The following is a 16,713-nucleotide window of genomic DNA, read 5'->3' on the forward strand; positions in this document are numbered from 1 at the left end:
CCGGTCGCGGCGGGTGGCCGGTGCCGGGTCGCGGCAGGTGGCCGGTGCCGGGTCACTGCGGACGGCGGGTACCGGGTCACGGCGATCGGCATGTCTCAGCTCACCGCGGGCTCCGGGATCACGGCGAGTGTGCCCCCCAGGTAGGCCGCCCGGGAGGCGCGGCGCTGGATCTTGCCGCTGGAGGTCTTGGGGATGGTGCCCGGCTGGACCAGGACGACATCGCGCACGGACAGGCCGTGGGCCTCACCGATGCCGCTGCGGACGACGTCGATGATCTTCTCCGCCTCGGCGGCCGAGTCCGGGGCGATCTCGGCGATGACGACGGCCTGTTCGCCGGAGCCCGATTCGCCGCTGCCAGAATCACCGCCGTCGTTCCCGTCGACGGAGAACGCCGCGGTGCAGCCGGGACGCAGGGCCGGGTGGGCCATCTCCGCGGTCAGTTCCAGGTCCTGCGGGTAGTGGTTGCGACCGTCGATGACGATGAGGTCCTTGAGGCGGCCGGTGACGAACAGCTCGCCGTCGCGCAGGAATCCGAGATCGCCGGTGCGCAGGAAGCGGCCGTCGTGGCCGGCCAGGGTGGCGCGGAAGGTCTCGCGGGTGGCGAGCGCGTTGCGCCAGTAGCCCTTGGCCACGCTCGCGCTGCGTACCCAGATCTCGCCGGTCCGGCCCTCGGGCAGTTCCTCGTGCCGTTCGGGGTCGGCGATGGCGACGGTGACCTCGGGCCCCGGTCGGCCGCAGCTGACGGCCGCGGCGTCGGACTGGCCTGCGTGCGGGCCGGTTTCGGGGGCCTGGAGCAGGGTGGGCGGGGTGTGGACGGTGCTGCCGGTGACCATCAGGGTGGCTTCGGCGAGGCCGTAGCAGGGGTAGAGCGACTCCCGGCGGAACCCGGCCGTCGCGAAGGTGTCGGTGAAGCGCCGCAGGGTGGCGGCGCGCACCGGTTCGGCGCCGTTGAAGGCCACCTTCCAGCTGCTGAGGTCGAGTCCGTCGAGGAGCGCGGGCGTGGCGTGCTTGAGGCAGAGTTCGTACGCGAAGTTGGGGCCGCCGCTGGTGTGCGGGCGGTAGTGGCTGATCGCGGTGAGCCATCGCTCGGGCCGCTGGAGGAAGTGCAGCGGCGAGAAGAGGGTGGCGGTCACGCCGAGGTACACGGTGTTGAGGACCGGCCCTATGAGGCCCATGTCGTGGTACACCGGCAGCCAGCTGACGAACATCTCGTGGCCGCGCTCCGCGATGACGTCCGGTGTGTGGCCCATGCGCTCGGTGATGACCCGCTCGTTGTCCAGCAGGTTCCCGTGGGTGACCATCACGCCGCGCGGGGCGGAGGTGGAGCCGGAGGTGTACTGGAGGAACGCGACGGAGTCGGCGTCGAGTTCGGGCTCGCGCCACGAGCCGGCCATCGCGTCGGGGATGTCCTCGGTGGCCACGCAGGTGATGTCGGCCAGCTCGGGCAGGTGCTCCGCGAGACCGGAGAGGGCGGTGATCACCTCGCGGCCGCCGAGGATCACCTTGGCGTCGGCGTCGGCGATGAGCCGCTTCATCCGGGTCAGGGCACGGTGGTTCTGCGCACGCCCCTGCGGCGGGACCCCCGGCACGGCGACGACTCCGGCGGAGAGGCAGCCGAGGTAGCCGCAGATGAAGTCGAGGCCGGGCGGGTAGAGCAGCATCGCGCGGGTGCCGGCCAGGCCGCGCTCCTGGAGCCAGGCGGCCACGGCCCGGGACCGTTCGGCGAGACGGCCGTAGGAGATCTCCTGGATCTCGCCGTCGTGATCGCCGGTCGCGAGGTAGCGGTAGGCGGTTCGGTCGGGGTGGTGGGCGGCGTGCTGGGACAGCAGATCGACCAGGGATCGAACCATGTTGCGAGTCTCACCTGTCTGCATCGATGGGCGACGAACTGGAGTTCGAGGGCCAGGTGCGGGAAGGGTGCGGACGTCCCGGTCGGTCCGGCCCCCTTGCCGACCCTCCGTCTCGACGACCCGCCGAGGGGTCGCGGCACCGACGTGCCGACCCCTGACATCCCCCCGTCCGGCTTGCTACCGGTGAGTAGCACCATAGCAACTCGCTCTGTTCGGCAAGTCGAACGCATGTAAACCCTACGTGTCCAAACCGGGTCGGCGCAGCGGGGGTCCCCTTTCCGGGCGCTTCACGACTTCCATACGCACGAGAGCCCCGACGCTCTCAGCTCCCCGGCAACCACGACGAGCACCCGCCAACACGTTGATCCAAGTCAACTCGGGCCTACCGTAAGGCAATTCAGACAGTCCGCGCAGAAGTGAGCAGAGTCCCTTCACTTTCGAAGCGAAGTACCCGTCGACCGTGCGAGATCAGTCGATGACGGTGTGTACTGTGCTGCGAGCGGCTCGCCCGACGGCGCTCGGACCACGCCCTGCCCGACTGCCCCGAACCGACCTCTGGAACGCATTCGATGATCGAATTCCCGGACCTGGCGACCGGCGGTCTCGCCGTCGGCATGCTGTCCGCTCTCGCCTTGGGCGGCGGGCTGCTGCGCGCACAGCGACAACAGGCGCGCCAGCGTGCCGAGATCGACGCGCTGCGCCGCCAACTCGACGGCGCTGTCAAGGCGTTCACCGCCGAGATCGAGCATCTGGCGACCCGGCGGGTCCCGGCCGCCGCCCAGCAGCTCACGCATCTCCACGTCCCCGTTCCGGGCCCGCTGCACCCGCAGACCGCGGAATCACCACTGGGACCCGCGCTCGAGCACGTGTTGAACGGCCTTCGTGTGGAACTGGCCGCACAGCGCACGCGGATCGACGCCGCGGCCCAGGCCGGTATGCGCGGGGCGACCCGCGAGATCCAGGCAGCCCTGTACCGGCTCCAGGACGCGCTCCGCGGACTTCAGCAGAAGTACGACGACCCCGAGTTGACTCAGACCCTGTTCCAACTCGACCACGAGAACGAGCAGTCGCTGCGGCGCGCGCAGGTCGCCGCCGTGGTGTGCGGGGCCTGGGTCGGGCTCGCCCGCGAGGAGTCGCATCTGGTGGACGCGGTGACCGGCGGTCAGGCCCGGCTCGCGGGCTACCACCGGATCCGGATCCACAACCACCTCGCCGCGGGCACCGGGCTCGTGTCCCACGCGGTGGAGCCGGTCGCGATCATCGTCGCCGAACTCCTCGACAACGCCCTGCGGCACTCCGCGCCGGACACCGACGTCGTGGTCAACCTGGAGCACGTCCATCACGGCGTCTGCGTCACCGTGGACGACGCGGGCCTCGGCATGACGCAGGACGAACGGGCCCGCGCACAGCGGCTGGTGGCCGGATCCGATCCGATCCTCCTCACCGAACTGGGCGATCCGCCGCGCATGGGGCTCGCCGCGATCGGGCAGCTGACCCGGCAGTTCGACCTGAGCGTCGACCTGTCCTCGCCGTCGCCGTACGGCGGTGTGCGGGCCGTACTGCTGGTCGACAGTCACCTGCTCAGCGACATCGACTCCGAGGAGCGCCCGCCCGCGGCCAGCGCACCGCGCTCCACGCGGCCGACCGCCCGGGAGGAGAAGCCCGGAACCGGAGAGCCCCGGGTGCCGCAGCAGGAGAAGGCCCGCGACACGCGACAAGCGGCGTCGACCGCGTCCTCCACGTCCACCGCCGAGGCGGCCCGGGACTCCCGGCCGGAGCCGGCCACCGCCTCGCCCACCGCGCCCTCCCGGGCGGCGGCCACCGAGCGCTCGGCCGACACTCACGGCTACGGCGCCGAGCACGACGACGCCACCGACGCCGTCTCCGGCCATCACGGTCCCCGGGACACCGGTGCTCTCCCGCAGCGCCGACGCCGCCGTACCCGTACGACCCCGGCGTCCGACGACACGCCGGCGCCGACACCCGCCGAGCGCCGTCCCGAACAGGCCGCCGCCGCGCTGGGCGCGCTCCAGGCCGGCACCGCGGCGGCCCGGAAGGCGTCCGGCGAGCCGACCGGCGACGACGCCGGCACAGACGAACCGAACGCCTCCGTGCCGGAGAGCGGTGCACGGGAGCGCGCGCGAGCCGAGCGTCCGCCGGACGAAACCGTCGCGCACGACACCGACCAGACCGACCACGATCACGATCATGAAGGGGGAACGGCTCGATGACCAGCCGCGAAGCGGGGGACACGGCCTGGGTGCTCGAACCGATCCTGGAGGTGCCGCATGTGGTGGCGGCCGTGCTGCTCACGCGGGACGGCCTGGTGACCGGGTACACCGACGCGCTCACCCAGCCGTCGGCCGAGCGGGTCGCCGCGATCACCAGCACCGTGCAGGGCGCGTGCCGTACGGCGGCCGCCGCGTTCGCCGACCGGGAGCGGGCCGAGGTGCGACAGGTCGTGATCGAGTCCGACCACGGCTATGTGCTGATCGTGCCGACGGACCACGGCTCCTGTGTCGCCGCGTACGGGGACGGGGAGGTGCGCCTGGACATGCTCGCGCACCGGGTCCACTCGCAGGTGGCACGACTGGGCGAGAAGGCGATGGCGGCCGCGCCCCGAGGTGCCGACGGCGGCGCGTCGGCATGACCGGCCGCCGTGGCGGCCGCCCCCTGGTTCCCGCGTATCTGTCGACCGGCGGCGTGGCCCGGTCGAGCCGCCCCCATCTGGAGCGGCTTTCGGTGCTCAGCAGCACCCGCACGGTCACGCCCGCCGGTCTGCCCGCGGCGCAACTCGCCCTGCTGGACGCCCTGGACGACGGTTCGCTCACGGTGGTGGAGGCGGCGGCGCTGCTGCGGCTGCCCGTGTCCGCCGTACGCGTTCTCGCGGGCGAGCTCATCGACCGGGAGCTGGCGTCGTCCCGCGCGCCGATCCCGCCCGCCGAGCGCTTCGACCCCGATCTGCTGAAAAGAGTGGCCGATGGCCTTCGCGCCCTCAAGCACACCTAGCCGCACCGGCGATGTCCCTCGTGACTCCGGGGACGTCCACCTGCCCGACACCGCCCGTGACCTGGTCAAGATCCTGGTCGCCGGACCGTTCGGGGTGGGCAAGACGACCCTGATCGGTTCCGTCTCCGAGATCCGGCCGCTGCACACCGAGGAACCGATCAGCGAGGCGTCCGCGCCGCTGGACGATCTCGCCGGCGTGCGGGACAAGGCGACGACCACGGTCGCCGTCGACTTCGGCCGGATCAGCCTGCCCGGCGGAGTCGTGCTGTATCTGTTCGGCACACCCGGGCAGGAGCGGTTCCGGGCGCTGTGGGACGACATCGCCTACGGCGCGCTGGGGGCGCTCGTCCTGGTCGACAGCCGCCGTATCGACGCGTCGTTCGACGTGCTGGGGCTGGTGGAGGAGTCGGGGCTGCCGTACGCGGTCGCCTTCAACGCCTTCCCGGACGCGCCCCGGCACCACACCGAGGAACAGCTGCGCGCCGCCCTGGACCTGGCGGCGGGCACACCGATGGTGACGTGCGACGCGCGTGACGCCGACTCGTCCGTCGACGCGCTGCTCGCGCTGGTCCAGCACCTGATCGAACGTCACGCCCCTGAGGACCGGTGACCCGGATGACCACCCACTCCCCCGACCGGCAGACCTTCGCCCGCTCGGCGCCCGTGCGGCTGTGGGAGGACGGCTTCGCACTGGATCCGTATCCCTACTACGACGCCCTGCGCGCCCAGGGCCCGGTCGGCTGGGCGGAGTTGGCGCCGGGTGTGCCGGCCTATGTCGTCACCGACCGGCGGGCGGCGCTGGATCTGCTGCACGACACGGAGACGTTCTCGCACGACCCACGGCCGTGGGAGGCCACGGTCGCCGACGACTCGCCGGTGCTCGGGATGATGCGCTGGCGGCCCAACACCCTGTTCGCCGACGGGGCCGCCCATGTCCGGTACCGCAGCTCGCTGATCGACACCTTCGACCGGATCGAGCCGCACGATCTGCGGGCCCGGGTGCACCGTGCGGTGCGGGTGCTGGTCGGCCGGTTCGGGCCGAAGGGCAGGGCCGATCTGGTGGGCGAGTTCGCCCGGCCGCTGATGGCGCTGGTGTTCAACAGTCTCTTCGGGCTGCCGGACAGCCAGAGCGACCGGCTCGACGTGGCGCTGGGCAAGATGATGGAGGGCGGCGCCGAATCGGCCGAGGGCGAGGCGGAGTTCGGCGGCTACGTCCTGGAGCTGATCGCGGCCAAGTCCGAGGAACGGGGCGACGACCTGCCGAGCCGGCTCCTCGACCACCCCGCGGGGCTCACGGCGGAGGAGGTCACCTGGCAGGTGTTCCTGACCCTGGGCGCCGGGCACGAGCCGACGGCCAACCTGGTGTCGAACGCGCTGTCCCGCATCCTCGGCAACGCGCAGTACTACTCCACCCTCACCAGCGGGGCCCGCCCGGTGACGGACGCGGTGGTGGAGGTGCTGCACCACGAGACCCCGCTCGCCAACTACGGCATCCACTACGCGCGCGGCCCGGTGTCCTTCCACGGCACCTGGATCAGGGCCGCGGTTCCGGTCGTCGTCTCCTACGGGGCGCTCGCGCACTTCGCCGAGCGGGAGGTCACCGGTGACCGTCATCCCCGGGACGCCTCGCATCTGTCGTGGTCGGCGGGCCCGCACGCGTGCCCGGTGCGGCAGCACACGCTGCTCATCGCCACCGAGGCGATCGAGCGGCTCACCCAGTGGCTGCCCGACATGGAGCCGGTGGTGCCCCGGGAGCGGCTGACCTGGCGACCCGGCCCGTTCCATCGCTCGCTGACCTCGTTGCCCGTCCGGTTCAGCCCTCGCTCCCCCGACCAGCCAGGAGTCCCTTCGTGACCGTGTCCGACCGCACCGACCGCTTCGCCCTCGACCCGTTCGGCGCCGACATCCCCGGCGAGAGCGCCCGGCTGCGCGCCCTCGGCCCGATCGTGCCCGTGGACCTGCCGGGCGGCATCCCCGTGTGGGCGCCCACGGGCTACGACACCCTCAAGGAACTCGTCCTCGACCCCCGGGTCAGCAAGGACGCCAGGCAGCACTGGCGGCTGTGGCCCGAGATGGCCGAACACCCCTCCTGGGGCTGGATCCTGGGCTGGGTCGGCGTGGTCAACATGCTCTCGACGTACGGCACCGACCATGCGCGGCTGCGCAAACTGGTCGCGCCGAGCTTCACCCAGCGGCGCACGGAGGTGATGCGTCCGCGCGTGGAGGCGATCACCGGGGAACTGCTCGACGTGCTCGACAAGGGTGACGCGGAGGTCGATCTCAAGGCCGGGTTCGCGCATCCCCTGCCGATGCGGATGATCTGCGAACTGTTCGGTGTCCCGGACGAGTTGCAGGAGGCGACCGGCACCCTCATCGCGGCGATCATGGACACCTCCGACCCGAGTCCGGAGCACGCCGCGTTCGTGCAGGAGCAGATCGGCACGGTGCTGCCCGCGCTCATCGCCCACCGCAGCGAGCACCCCGGGGACGATCTGACGACCGAGCTGATCCGGGTGCGCGACGAGGACGGCGACCGGCTCAGCGACGAGGAGCTGCTGTACACGCTGCTGCTGGTGATCGGCGCCGGGTTCGAGACGACGGTCAATCTCATCGGCAACGCGGTCGTGGCCCTGCTGACCCATCCCGAGCAGCTGGCGGACGTACGGTCCGGCAAGATCGGCTGGGACGCGGTGATCGACGAGACGCTGCGGGTGCACCCGTCGATCGCCTCGCTGCCGCTGCGGTTCGCCGTCAGCGACATCGAGGTCGGGGACGTGACGGTCGCGGCCGGGGACGCCATCATCACGACGTACGCGGCCGCGGGGGTGGATCCCGCGCACTACGGCCCGGACGCGGACTCCTTCGACGCCTCGCGCGGCGCCGACGACCACCTGGCGTTCGGGATCGGTGTGCACCGGTGCATCGGGGCGCCGCTGGCCCGTGTCGAGGCCCTGACGGCGCTGCCCGCCCTCTTCGAGCGCTTCCCCCACCTGCGGCTGGCCGTGCGCGAGGAGGAGCTGCGTCAGGTGCCGTCGTTCATCGCGTTCGGCTGGCAGGAGATCCCGGTGCTGCTGCGCGGCTGACGGGCCCGATGCGCGGATGACTGCCTTGATGTGTGGACGGCCGCTTCAGGGCGCGGGGACGCGACCGGTCCCCCGTTCCGGTCGTGTCCCCGCGGAGAGTCGAACTTACGTCTGCGACGGAGACATTGGGTATCGCGTCGGTGCCCACTGCGGAGCCCGTGGCACTCACCCGTGCACAAGTGAGTCCGGAAGGCCCGTTTTCGCCCCGTGCAGGGCGGGCTGATCCAGGTCGTCCAGCGCGAGATGGGCGAGCACGACCTCGTACAGGTCGCTGCCGCCGGCCAGCAGCTGGCGTTCGAGTACGGGTTCCGCGCTGCGGACGTGCTCGCGGACGGTCTGGGCGTGGACGCCGAGGGTCTGCGCCGTCCGTTCGGCGTTGGCGCCCTCGGCGATCCAGGTCCGCAGGGTGCGGCGCAGGTCCCGGCTGTCCTGGTCGAGGTGCGCGAGCAGGTCCTGTGCCCAGGTGCGCATGGCGGGCCCGGACAGCAGGTCGCACAGCGAGACGGGGGCGTCGTCCGGGCTGTCGGTGCCGGCCTGCGTGTCCGCCAGGCTGACCTGGATGTTGAGCGCGAGGTGGACGACGGCTCGGGCCGTGAGGTTGCCGAAGTCGGTGCGCAGCAGGGTCTCCACGCGTTCCATGCGGGCGCGGACGGTGTTGCGGCTGACGCCGAGGACCTTGGCGGCGTTGACGGCGGTGAACTCCAGGCCGAGCCGGGTGGTGGCGAGCAGTTCGGCGCGGGTGTGGTGGGGCAGGGTGTCGAGCGGGCGCAGCAGCCGGTCGGTCCACTCGCGCAGGGCCACCGGGTCGATGAGGCGCTCTGGGTGGGTGCGTTCGGCGTAGACGGCCGCCTTGTCGGGGCGGAAGTGGGCCACCGCGAGGGCGCTGACGGCCTGCCCGTACGCGGTGGCGGTCCTGGCCAGGCTCTGCCGGGCGCTGCCGCCGATGAAGGTGCGGGGGCGCCCGCCGATCAGTGACCGCAGGTCGCGGGCCTCCGACTCGCCGGGCGTCACGACGATCACATGCTCGTCCACCGCCGGGCAGAGCACGACGAGCGCCCGCTCGCCCGTCACGTCGATGCACTCCTCGGCGACCAGGTCGCGTTCCTCGACGGTGCCTTCCACGACGTGGACGCAGGCGGTGTCGGTGTCGAGCAGTCCGGGCCACAGCCCCGCGGCGACGCGGCGCGCGGAGACGGTGTCCTCGACCATCAGCAGTTGCAGGATCGCCAGCCGCAGATCGGACGTGGCCCGTTCGAGCCGGAGCCCGGCCGCGGTGGTCTCGTCCGCCTGGAGGAGAAGTTCGATGACCTGGACGGTGTGCGTGACGATGTCGGAGGTCCGCCGGTCGAAGGGCGTCTCCCGCGAAACGGCGAGAACGCCCGCCGCCGAGGGATCGGGGTACGTGACCCGCACCAGCCGCAGATGACGGCCCTGCCCCTCCCAGGCGGCCGAGGCGATCCGGCCGGCGGCGACGGCATCGACGAGGTCCTCGTCCAGGGGCGGCCGCGTTCCCGCGAGGAGCCTGCCGGTGTCGTCCTGGAGCGAGGCGATGCCCTGCACGGCACCGGCGAGCCAGGTCACCACCCGGCGGACGTCCCGTCCATGGGGCCGCAGATGCTCCAGCAACTCCCGCGCCCACGCCGACCCGTCGGCGCTCCCCGTCCCCGCCCGACGGTTCCCGTCCTCTCTGCCAGCCACTCGGCCTTCACCTCGTCCTGCACTTCATCCACGACGTACCGGTCGGGGACGTTACCTCACACATCCGTGAACGTGGGGGGCCCGGACACCGACTCGAACGTCCGGACGTCGCATGGCCGACCGGGCCTGCGCGGCCGTGGGGGCGTGCAGGGCATAGGCTCGGTGAATGGCGAAGTACTTCGATGTGCACCCCGACAACCCTCAGCCGCGCACCATCGCCCAGGTCGCGGACAGCGTCCGTTCGGGTGCGCTCATCGCGTATCCGACGGACTCCTGCTATGCGCTGGGCTGCCGGCTGGGCAGCCGAGACGGCATCGACCGGATCCGCACGATCCGTCGGCTGGACGACCGGCACCACTTCACCCTCGTGTGCCAGGACTTCGCACAGCTCGGCCAGTTCGTGCGGATCGACAACGACGTGTTCCGCGCGATCAAGGCGTCGACTCCCGGCAGCTACACGTTCATCCTGCCCGCGACGAGGGAGGTGCCGCGCATGCTCCAGCACCCGAAGAAGAAGACGGTGGGCGTGCGCATCCCCGACCACGTGGTGACGCAGGCACTGCTCAGCGAGCTGGGCGAGCCGCTGCTGTCCAGCACGCTGCTGCTGCCGGACGAGGAGGAGCCGATGACCCAGGGCTGGGAGATCAAGGACCGGCTCGACCATGTGCTGGACGCGGTCGTCGACTCCGGGGAGTGCGGCACCGAGCCGACCACGGTGATCGACTTCTCGGGTGGCGAGGCGGAGATCGTGCGCGTGGGAGCGGGTGACGTCTCCCGGTTCGAGTAAAGCCGTCGCCAAGCGGGAGGGGGCGCCTCGGGCCGTTGGATGGTGCATGAAACCATGTGCGCGGCCCGGCTCCACCGGGTCGGCGACCCGTTCGCCGTGGACTGCGCAGAGAGGCAACCCCCCATGACCTCCGTACAGGGAACCGCCGTCGACATCCCCACCGAGGACGGCATCGCCGACGCGTATCTGTCCCACCCCGCCGACGGCGGGACGCGTCCTGCGGTCCTGCTCTACATGGACGCCTTCGGTCTGCGGCCGCGACTCGAGCAGATGGCGGACCGGCTCGCCGCGGCCGGGTACACGGTGCTCGTGCCGAACGTGTTCTACCGGGCCGGGCGCGCCCCGCTCTTCGATCTGCCCGAGTTCATCGATCCGGCGGCGCGGCCGGAGATCTTCCAGAACATCATGCCGGTCATGCAGCAGCTGACGCCCGAGGCGGCGATGCGGGACGCCGGCGCGTATCTGCGCTGGCTGGCCGACTGCCCGGCGGCGGCCGACGGTCCGGTCGCGCTGACCGGCTACTGCATGGGCGCCCGGCTGACGCTCCTCACGGCCGGTACCTATCCGGACCGGGTCGCGGCTGCGGCCGGCTTCCACGGCGGGCGCCTTGCGACGGAGGCCCCGGACAGCCCGCACCTGGTGGCCGAACACATCACCGCCGAGCTGTACTTCGGCCACGCGGACCAGGACCCGTCCCTGCCCACCGAGCAGATCGAGCGCCTGGAGGACGCGCTCACGAAGGCCGGCGTACGGCACCGCTGCGAGGTCTACCCGGGCGCCGGGCACGGGTACACGCAGTCCGACACCTCCGCGTACGACCGCGAGGGCGACGAGCGGCACTGGGCGGCACTGCTGGATCTGCTGAAGCGGACGTTCTGAGGGACCCGGACGGGCGCCCGGAGTACGCGTTCAGGGCGTCAGCAGCCGGTCCTGTTCCACCGGCGGTGTGCCGTCGTACCAGTCGAGGGGCTTGCCGAAGCGGACCAACTCGCCGTAGCGGGAAGGGTCGACGGGTTCACCGAAAATCAGGTCGAGCACCGGGCGGGCGGCGTCGGACGGGGAGCGGGCATGGCCGAAGTCGCTGAACCACGGGCGTGAGGTGGCGGTGTCGACCATGCCGGGGCAGACGGCGGCGATCAGGGTGCCGGTGGCCAGGTCGTGGTCGCGGCGCTCGGCGGCCACCGCGCGGACGGCGGCGACCTGGGCGACCTTCGAGGGCACGTTCAGCCAGAGGGGCCAACCCGCCTCGGTGGCGGTGCCGCGGTGGACGGCGCCGCGCCAGGACTCGACGGCGTACTCGACCTGGTCGAGGCTCGCGCCGTCGAACAGGTGGTGCAGCCGTGGGTCGAGGTGGCCGAGCGTGCCCAGAGTGCTGGCCACGACGATCAGCCGGGCGCCGGGGCGCAGTACCGGGCCGAAGGAGCGCAGTACGGCGTGCGTGGCGGTGTTGGAGACGTCGATGAACTCGTCGGCGCGCTGCGCCTGTGACTCCTCGGGCAGCAGACGGGCGACCGCGTTGGAGACGACGACGTCGACCCCGCCGTGCCGGGCCCGGAGGTCCTCGGCGAGGCGGGCGATGGCGTCGGTGTCGGTGACGTCCAGGACCCGGCCCTCGACGCGGGCGCGCGTGCCGGGCAGCCGGGTGACCTCGTGGACGGCCTCGGTCACGCGCCGCGGGCTGCGACCGGTGAGCAGGACCAGGTCGTCCGGGCTCATGCGGGCCGCGAGTCCTTCGACGAGAGCGCGTCCGAGTCCCTGGTTGGCGCCGGTGACGAGGGCGATGCGTGAAGCGTTCATGCCTGCCACGCTAGGAACGCCTGGTCCATGAGTCCAACGAGAGTTGAGCACGCGTGGTATGCGTGAACGTCATGGACTTCACCGAGGTGTCGCTGACCGCGCTGCGTGTGTTCCGGGCGGTGGCGGAGCAGGGGACCTTCACGGCGGCCGCCGGTTCGCTCGGATACACCCAGTCGGCGGTGTCCCGGCAGATCGCCGCGATCGAGCGGGCCGCGGGCGCGGAGTTGCTGGAGCGGCGACGCGACGGGGTGCGGTTGACGGCGGCGGGCCGGATCGTCATGCGCCGGGCGACGGCCGTGCTCGACGAGATCGAGGCGACCGCCCGCGAGCTGTCCGGGCTGCCCGACCAGGCCGCGACCGTGCGGCTGGGCTGGTTCCCCAGTGCGGGCGCCGCGCTGGTGCCCAGAGCACTGGCCGCCCTGCGCCGCACTCACCCCGGCCTGGAGGTCGTGGGCCGCGAGGGCGGCACTCCGGCGCTGGTACGGGCGCTGCGGGCCGGCAGCCTCGATCTGGCGCTGCTCGGGTCGGCGCCGCCGTTCCGCGCCCCGGACACGGAGTCGCCCCCGCTCGCGCTGCGGACACTCAGCGAACGTCCCCTGCGTCTGGCGGTGCCCGCCGCGCACCCGCTCGCGCGCGGCGACTTCGTCGATGTGGCCGACCTGCGCGGGCAGCGCTGGATCGCCGGTTCCCCCTCCGGCGAGGACCGTCCGATGGGGGTGTGGCCGGGTCTGGACGAGCGTCCGGAGATCGCCCACACGGCCCGTGACTGGCTGGCCAAGCTTCAGCTCGTGGCCGCCGGTTGCGGGCTGACGACCGTACCCGCCGTGCTTGCCTCCGCCGCGCCGCCCGGCGTCCGCGTACTCCCGGTACGGGGCGGCCCCCAGGAGCAGCGGCGCCTGGTCCTGGCCCGCCTCCCCCGGCCGCCGTCCGAGCCGGTCGCCCGCGTGGCGGCCGCTCTGCGCGCGGCCGCGCTCGACGCGGACGCCCCCGCCGAAGCCCCCTGAACGGCGGGGTGAACACGTGCGGTGCCGGTGCGGCGGGCGCAAGCTGGAGCGGTGCCCGCATCGCCCGCCCGCACGACCGGACCGTGGGGAGAAACCCGGATGACCTCGATGGCGAACCTGCCCGACGAGTGCGACGTCTGACCATGCCGGTACAGGACGGTGTCAGGGGCACGGACCTCGGTGTGCGACGGACGTGGTTGGCGTGTCTGCTCGGCGGGGCGGTGTTCGCGGTGGGCATGGCGGGGACCACGCTGCCGACTCCCCTCTACGGCCACTACCAGGACAAGTTCGGGTTCTCCGAGCTGACGGTCACCCTCGTGTACGCCGTCTATGCCTTCGCGGTCATCGGCGTACTGCTGCTCGCGGGCAACGCCTCCGACGCGGTCGGCCGGCGTCCGGTGATCCTCGCGGCTCTGGGCTGCGCGGCGGTGAGTGCCGTCTGTTTCCTGCTGGCCACCTCGCTGGGCTGGCTGTACGCGGGGCGGCTGCTGTCGGGTCTGTCCGCCGGTCTGCTCACCGGGGCCGCCACGGCGTACGTCATGGAGCTGGCCCCGCGCGACGGCGCCGCCCGTGCCACGCTGGTCGCGACCGCGGCCAACATGGGCGGGCTGGGCTGCGGTCCGCTGCTCGCGGGGGTGCTGGCGCAGTACGCCCCGTGGCCGCTGTATCTGCCGTTCGCCGTGCATCTCGCCCTGGTGGCCTGCTCGGCGGTGGTCGTGCTGTGGCTGCCGGAGACCGTCCGGGAGCGGCGGCGGCTCGGGACGGTACGGCCGCAGAAACCGAGTCTGCCTCCTCAGGTGCGGCCGGTGTTCGGGCCTGCGGCGACCGCCTCGTTCGCGGGTTTCGCGCTGTTCGGTGTGTTCACCTCGGTCAGTCCGGCCTTCCTCGCGGAGTCCCTGGACGAGCGCAACCACGCCGTGAGCGGGCTCGTGGTGGCGATGGCGTTCTTCGCGTCGACCGCCGGGCAACTGGCCGTCGGCCGGGTGGGCGTGAGCCGGTCGTTGCCGCTGGGCTGCGGTCTGCTGCTGGTCGGGCTGGCGCTGCTGGCGGGAGCGCTGCTGTGGGATCTGCTGGCGCTGGTGGTGGCGAGCGCCGTCGTCGGCGGGATCGGTCAGGGTCTGGCGTTCCGGGCGGCGCTGTCGGCGGTGGCGCAGGCGTCCCCGGCGGACCGTCGTGCGGCCGTCATCTCGACGCTGTTCGTGGTGGCGTACGGCGGCATCTCGCTCCCGGTCATCGGTGTGGGCGTGCTGACCGGCCCGATGGGCCTGGAGGGTGCGGGGCTGGTGTTCATCGCCTGCATGACAGTCCTGGTCACCTCGTCCGCCGCGTATCTGATCAAGCGGCCGGTGCCCGCCGGGGCGTGAGCGTTTCGCCGGCTAGAGGGAGTCGAGCCATTCGGTCAGCAGCCGGTTGGTCTCCTGCGGGCGTTCCTGCTGGAGCCAGTGGCCGCAGCCGTCGAGGACGTGCGAGGAGGTGAGGCCGGGCAGGGTGGTGGGGTAGGCCGCGATCGCGTCGGCGAGCCAGGTGGTCGACGGGTCCAGCGCGCCGCCGAGGAACAGCGAGGGCTGGGTGAGCGGGGCACCGCCGTGGCCGGCGAGGTCCGCCCAGTCCCGGTCCATGTTCCGGTAGCGGTTCAGGGCACCGGTCAGGCCGGTGCGTTCGAACTCCCCGGCGTAGACGTCCAGGTCGGACTCGTCGAGCCAGGCGGGCAGACGGTCGGCGGGGAAGCGGTCGCGCAGTGTGCCGCCCGGCGTGACGAAGTGCGGGTCCGGGGCGCCGGGCCCCGGCATGGTGTCGGCGGACAGGGCGGCGTAGAAGCCGGCGAGCCAGCCGCGGACGTCGGGCTCGATCTCGGCCTCGGCGCGGCCGGGCTCCTGGAAGTAGGAGACGTAGAACTCCTCCGGGCCGCCCATCCCCGCGAACACCTCGCTCGGCTTCGGGCCGCCGGGCGGGGTGTACGGGACGCTCAGCAGCCCGACGGCGCGGAACACGTCGGGGCGCAGCAGCGCTGAGGTGGCGGCGATCGTCGCACCCCAGTCGTGCCCCACGATGACGGCGTCGCGCTCGCCGAGGGCGTCCACGACGGCGACGTTGTCCTCGACCAGCTCCAGCATCCGGTACGACTCCACCGCCTCGGGCCGGGAGGAGCGGCCGTAGCCGCGTACGTCGACGGCGACCGCGCGGTATCCGGCCGCCGCGAGTGCCGGCAGTTGGTTGCGCCAGGAGTACCAGCACTCCGGGAAGCCGTGCACGAGCAGCACCAGCGGCCCGGTTCCCTGTTCCGCGAGGTGGATCCTCCCGGCGGGAGCGGGGACCAGACGGTGCGTGACGTCCTTCGACGTCGCGTGGGCGGGCTGCGGCATGTTTCCTCCCGGGCTGCGCATGAGCGGCGCGTATGGCCCTGCCATCCTGCGTCGGCCGGGAGAGGCGTCACGAGCCTCGTTGCCGGTTCGGCAAATTCAGGGGGCCCGACGACCTCGATGTCCCGCGTTCTCGGTCCTCGTGCGCGCCGACAGTGCCCGTCGCAGGCACTCGGCGAGGCGGGTGGCGATCGTGCCGTCGGGGTCGAGGCGGGGATTGAAGATCGTGACGTCGAGTCCGACGGCGCCGGGAGCAGCCAGGGCCGTGCCGAGCACGCTCGCCAGTTCCTGCCAGTCCAGTCCGCCCGGCTGCCGGTAGTCGACGGCGGGCATGATCGCGTCGTCCAGGACGTCCACGTCGAGGTGCACCCAGAACCCGGTGCTCGTGCCCGCGGTGAGCCGGTCCACGGCCCGGCGTGCCGCGGTGGCCGCACCGGACGCGCGCACCTCGTCCAGGTCGAGGGCGTGCAGGCCGGGCGGGAGGGGCTGCATGCCGGCCTCGGCGGACTCGTCCGCGTCGCGGAACCCGAAGGCCACCACGTCCTCGTCCCGCAGCAGGGGCCCGCGCTCCTCCAGGTCGGTGAGCAGCCGGGGGCCGCGTCCCGTGGCGAGGGCGAGTTCCATCGAGGCCGCCTCGCCGTTGGGCTCCGCCGAGGGCTGGTAGAAGTCGGTGTGCCCGTCGAGGAACAGCAGCCCGGGGCGTCCGCGGCGGCGCAGGGCGAGGAGGTTGCCGAGCAGGACGGTGCAGTCGCCGCCGAGGACGACCGGGAAACCGCCGCCGTCGAGCACGTCACCGACGGCGTCGGCCAGCCGGACGGAGTACTCCGCGATGCCGTGCGGGTTGAGGACCCCGGTGTCGGCGTCGCGCGCAGGGTCGTAGGGCGGTGGCTCGACGCGGCCGGCCCGTACCGCCGGCAGACCCGCGATGAGCCCGGCCTCCAGCAGGGCCGCAGGCAGGTCCTGGACACCGGACGGCCGCAGGCCCAGCACGGACGGTGCCTCGATGATCGCGAGCTCCTCCATGTCCGGGCCCTCCCGCCGATGCCTGCCGCGTGCCGCCACCCGTCTCCACTCCATCTGTGCCACATCCGCGGGACCGACACCACTCGTGGCTGGGGGAGGCCG

At 72.6% G+C, this 16,713-nt stretch carries 15 protein-coding genes; 10 read left to right on the plus strand and 5 right to left on the minus strand.

Annotation, left to right across the window (positions count from 1 at the left end):
- Positions 1–95: 95 nt before the first annotated feature.
- Positions 96–1,850, minus strand: a complete 1,755-nt coding sequence (locus PGH47_RS02195) for a fatty acyl-AMP ligase (RefSeq protein WP_271661951.1) — start codon at positions 1,848–1,850, stop codon at positions 96–98.
- Positions 1,851–2,419: 569 nt separating this feature from the next.
- Between PGH47_RS02195 and PGH47_RS02200 the strand changes: the two genes are divergently transcribed.
- Genes PGH47_RS02200 through PGH47_RS02225 form a run of 6 tightly spaced genes read left to right on the plus strand, consistent with a single transcriptional unit; the run spans position 2,420 to position 7,942 of the window.
- On the plus strand, positions 2,420–4,081 hold the full coding sequence (locus tag PGH47_RS02200; RefSeq protein ID WP_271661952.1) for an ATP-binding protein: 1,662 nt from the start codon (positions 2,420–2,422) through the stop codon (positions 4,079–4,081).
- On the plus strand, positions 4,078–4,500 hold the full coding sequence (locus PGH47_RS02205; protein WP_093744622.1) for a roadblock/LC7 domain-containing protein: 423 nt from the start codon (positions 4,078–4,080) through the stop codon (positions 4,498–4,500). The genes PGH47_RS02200 and PGH47_RS02205 overlap by 4 nt, the downstream gene beginning before the upstream one ends.
- On the plus strand, positions 4,497–4,859 hold the full coding sequence (locus PGH47_RS02210; RefSeq protein WP_271661953.1) for a DUF742 domain-containing protein: 363 nt from the start codon (positions 4,497–4,499) through the stop codon (positions 4,857–4,859). Before PGH47_RS02205 ends, PGH47_RS02210 begins: the two co-directional genes overlap by 4 nt.
- Positions 4,831–5,469, plus strand: coding sequence for a GTP-binding protein (locus PGH47_RS02215; RefSeq protein WP_271661954.1), 639 nt, complete (start codon positions 4,831–4,833; stop codon positions 5,467–5,469). The genes PGH47_RS02210 and PGH47_RS02215 overlap by 29 nt, the downstream gene beginning before the upstream one ends.
- A gap of 5 nt (positions 5,470–5,474) precedes the next feature.
- Positions 5,475–6,713, plus strand: coding sequence for a cytochrome P450 (locus PGH47_RS02220; protein ID WP_125527636.1), 1,239 nt, complete (start codon positions 5,475–5,477; stop codon positions 6,711–6,713).
- Positions 6,710–7,942 (plus strand): cytochrome P450 family protein, encoded by a 1,233-nt coding sequence (locus PGH47_RS02225; RefSeq protein WP_271661955.1) that lies wholly within the window; start codon positions 6,710–6,712, stop codon positions 7,940–7,942. The genes PGH47_RS02220 and PGH47_RS02225 overlap by 4 nt, the downstream gene beginning before the upstream one ends.
- A gap of 165 nt (positions 7,943–8,107) precedes the next feature.
- On the opposite strand, the gene PGH47_RS02230 is transcribed toward PGH47_RS02225, so the two are convergent.
- The gene (locus PGH47_RS02230; RefSeq protein ID WP_271661956.1) at positions 8,108–9,640 is read right to left on the minus strand and encodes a helix-turn-helix domain-containing protein; all 1,533 of its coding nucleotides are present in this window, start codon (positions 9,638–9,640) and stop codon (positions 8,108–8,110) included.
- 166 nt (positions 9,641–9,806) lie between these two features.
- Between PGH47_RS02230 and PGH47_RS02235 the strand changes: the two genes are divergently transcribed.
- Together PGH47_RS02235 and PGH47_RS02240 are read left to right on the plus strand one after the other, a co-directional pair.
- Complete coding sequence (locus PGH47_RS02235) at positions 9,807–10,427, plus strand: L-threonylcarbamoyladenylate synthase (protein WP_030952087.1); 621 nt, start codon at positions 9,807–9,809, stop codon at positions 10,425–10,427.
- Positions 10,428–10,550: 123 nt separating this feature from the next.
- Positions 10,551–11,306 (plus strand): dienelactone hydrolase family protein, encoded by a 756-nt coding sequence (locus tag PGH47_RS02240; RefSeq protein ID WP_271661957.1) that lies wholly within the window; start codon positions 10,551–10,553, stop codon positions 11,304–11,306.
- Positions 11,307–11,336: 30 nt separating this feature from the next.
- On the opposite strand, the gene PGH47_RS02245 is transcribed toward PGH47_RS02240, so the two are convergent.
- The gene (locus tag PGH47_RS02245; RefSeq protein ID WP_271661958.1) at positions 11,337–12,224 is read right to left on the minus strand and encodes an SDR family NAD(P)-dependent oxidoreductase; all 888 of its coding nucleotides are present in this window, start codon (positions 12,222–12,224) and stop codon (positions 11,337–11,339) included.
- Between the two features lie 71 nt (positions 12,225–12,295).
- Here PGH47_RS02245 and PGH47_RS02250 point away from each other — a divergent pair, with 71 nt between their 5' ends.
- Together PGH47_RS02250 and PGH47_RS02255 are read left to right on the plus strand one after the other, a co-directional pair.
- A complete protein-coding gene (locus PGH47_RS02250) occupies positions 12,296–13,228 on the plus strand; it encodes a LysR family transcriptional regulator (protein ID WP_271667956.1) in 933 nt (310 codons plus the stop codon).
- 143 nt (positions 13,229–13,371) lie between these two features.
- Positions 13,372–14,592 (plus strand): MFS transporter, encoded by a 1,221-nt coding sequence (locus PGH47_RS02255; protein ID WP_271661959.1) that lies wholly within the window; start codon positions 13,372–13,374, stop codon positions 14,590–14,592.
- Between the two features lie 12 nt (positions 14,593–14,604).
- Here the strand turns inward: PGH47_RS02255 and PGH47_RS02260 are convergent, their stop codons facing one another.
- Positions 14,605–15,591: an alpha/beta fold hydrolase gene (locus tag PGH47_RS02260; protein ID WP_271661960.1), complete on the minus strand. Its 987-nt coding sequence runs from the start codon at positions 15,589–15,591 to the stop codon at positions 14,605–14,607.
- Positions 15,592–15,687: 96 nt separating this feature from the next.
- Positions 15,688–16,611: an arginase family protein gene (locus tag PGH47_RS02265; RefSeq protein WP_271661961.1), complete on the minus strand. Its 924-nt coding sequence runs from the start codon at positions 16,609–16,611 to the stop codon at positions 15,688–15,690.
- Positions 16,612–16,713: the final 102 nt, after the last annotated feature.

Origin of the sequence: Streptomyces sp. HUAS 31 (genome assembly GCF_028198125.1) — a bacterium.
Taxonomy (GTDB): Bacteria; Actinomycetota; Actinomycetes; order Streptomycetales; family Streptomycetaceae; genus Streptomyces; species Streptomyces chartreusis.

Coding starts and splice junctions, on each gene's coding strand:
- PGH47_RS02195 (WP_271661951.1), bottom strand. CDS start 1,850: ATGGTTCGATCCCTGGTCGATCTGCTGTCCCAGCACGCCGCCCACCAC.
- PGH47_RS02200 (WP_271661952.1), top strand. CDS start 2,420: ATGATCGAATTCCCGGACCTGGCGACCGGCGGTCTCGCCGTCGGCATG.
- PGH47_RS02205 (WP_093744622.1), top strand. CDS start 4,078: ATGACCAGCCGCGAAGCGGGGGACACGGCCTGGGTGCTCGAACCGATC.
- PGH47_RS02210 (WP_271661953.1), top strand. CDS start 4,497: ATGACCGGCCGCCGTGGCGGCCGCCCCCTGGTTCCCGCGTATCTGTCG.
- PGH47_RS02215 (WP_271661954.1), top strand. CDS start 4,831: ATGGCCTTCGCGCCCTCAAGCACACCTAGCCGCACCGGCGATGTCCCT.
- PGH47_RS02220 (WP_125527636.1), top strand. CDS start 5,475: ATGACCACCCACTCCCCCGACCGGCAGACCTTCGCCCGCTCGGCGCCC.
- PGH47_RS02235 (WP_030952087.1), top strand. CDS start 9,807: ATGGCGAAGTACTTCGATGTGCACCCCGACAACCCTCAGCCGCGCACC.
- PGH47_RS02240 (WP_271661957.1), top strand. CDS start 10,551: ATGACCTCCGTACAGGGAACCGCCGTCGACATCCCCACCGAGGACGGC.
- PGH47_RS02245 (WP_271661958.1), bottom strand. CDS start 12,224: ATGAACGCTTCACGCATCGCCCTCGTCACCGGCGCCAACCAGGGACTC.
- PGH47_RS02250 (WP_271667956.1), top strand. CDS start 12,296: ATGGACTTCACCGAGGTGTCGCTGACCGCGCTGCGTGTGTTCCGGGCG.
- PGH47_RS02255 (WP_271661959.1), top strand. CDS start 13,372: ATGCCGGTACAGGACGGTGTCAGGGGCACGGACCTCGGTGTGCGACGG.
- PGH47_RS02260 (WP_271661960.1), bottom strand. CDS start 15,591: ATGCCGCAGCCCGCCCACGCGACGTCGAAGGACGTCACGCACCGTCTG.
- PGH47_RS02265 (WP_271661961.1), bottom strand. CDS start 16,611: ATGGAGGAGCTCGCGATCATCGAGGCACCGTCCGTGCTGGGCCTGCGG.